The sequence below is a fragment of the Rudaea sp. genome, from assembly GCF_036383415.1.
In the GTDB taxonomy this organism is placed as follows: domain Bacteria; phylum Pseudomonadota; class Gammaproteobacteria; order Xanthomonadales; family Rhodanobacteraceae; genus Rudaea.
Genome location: NZ_DASVOK010000018.1, coordinates 1 through 1,580, shown reverse-complemented (window position 1 = coordinate 1,580; position 1,580 = coordinate 1). Strand labels below are relative to the sequence as shown.

General features: G+C 64.7%; 2 protein-coding genes. Both read right to left on the bottom strand.

Features of this window, described 5'->3' with window-relative positions:
• Positions 1–359, bottom strand: a 359-nt coding sequence (locus VF497_RS00595) for a hypothetical protein (protein ID WP_330885215.1), incomplete at its 3' end; no start/stop codon positions are given.
• Positions 360–493: 134 nt separating this feature from the next.
• On the bottom strand, positions 494–1,580 hold a 1,087-nt coding region (locus tag VF497_RS00590; RefSeq protein ID WP_330885213.1), incomplete at its 5' end, for an alpha/beta hydrolase family protein.

Here is a 1,580-nt window from a genome sequence, read left to right as displayed (position 1 = left end):
GGCGCCCAGCGCAGCAGCGAGGTCCATGCGCCGTTGAGCACGAGGCGGTCGATGTCGACAAAGGGCGCCTTGCCGTCGGCATCGGCGACATGCACCTGGTCCGCGCCGAGCTTCAGCGTGAACGGATTGAATTGCAATGCGCCGACCGATACGGGCCGCCCGAGCAACTTGCCCGCGTTCGCGTCGACCCAGCGCTGCAGCAGCGCGGGTACGAGGAAAAAGCCGAGCAGCGCGTAGACGATCAACACGATCGCCGCGATCAAGGCGAGCTTGCGCGCGCGGTGCGAGTGGCGCAGCGCAAGTGTGCGATCGCGCGCTTGCACTGCGCGGGTTTTCAGCGAGGCTATCGATGGGGGCATGGCCTTTGCGTCCTTTCATCGAAACCGATGAGCCGGATTCTCCCACAAGTCCCGCAATGGGCAATGCGTTTGCCTCCGCTTCGTAGGGGCTCGATTCATCGAACCCCGCTCTTCATTCCGGATTGAAGTCCGATCTAGCCGTTCTTCGGCTTTTCGTCCTTCAACCACCGCGCCAGCCATGTCTGGACTTCGCCGTACCAGAACTTCGAGTTCTCGGCGTTGAGCACCCAGTGGTTCTCGTCGGGAAAAACGATGAGCTTGCTCTCGACGCGCTGGCGTTGCAGCGCCGACCAGTATTCGAGTGCGTTGTTGATCGGCACGCGGAAGTCGTGTTCGCCGACCGAGACCAGCGCCGGGGTCTTGAATTTCGCCGCGAAGCGGATCGGGTTCTGCTCGCGCCAGACCACGCCCTGTTCCCAGACCGGACCCCCGTTGCCGACTTCGCGGCCGTAGATCGTGTCCGACGTGCCCCACTGCGCTTCGAGATTGACCAGGCCGGCGTGGCTGACGAGACAGCGGTAGCGCGTCGTCGTCGCCTGCATCCAGTTCGACAAGTGACCGCCGTAGCTCGCGCCGGCGGCGCACTGATGGCTCGCGTCGATGAAAGTATACTTCTTGATCGCCTCGTCCGCGGCAGCATTGATGTCGTCGCCCGGGCCCCTGAGCGGATCGCCCTGGATCGCCTGCGAGAATGCCTCGCCGTAGCCGGTCGAGCCGACGTAGTTGGTCAGCAGCACGACGTAGCCGGGCGCGGCGAGCAGGTGGTAGTTCCAGCGCAGCACCCACTGGTCGCGCCACTGCGAGAACGGGCCGCCGTGCATGACCACGAGCAACGGATATTTCTTCGCCGCGTCGAAATGCGGCGGCTTCACCAGCATCGAGTCGATGCGCTGGCCGCGCGTATTGGTGAAGACGAAATGCTCGACCGGACCGAGGTCCAGCTTGGCCGTGCGCTCGGCGGTGAAATTCGTGAGCTTCTGCATCTTGCCCGAGGTGTCGAGGCGCACGATCTCCGGCGGCTCGGTGGCCGACTCGTACTGCGCGAGCAGCAGGGGCGACTTTACGCCACCGCTCAGGTTTGCCCACGTGCCATGCGCGGGCGCGCCGACGAGCTTGGCTTCCTTGTCGCCGTTCGCGGCGCGATAGAGTTTTTCCTGGCCTGCGTCTTCGGCCGTCAGGTAGACCGTGTGACTGTCGGGCGCCGGTGCGAAGCTGCCGACG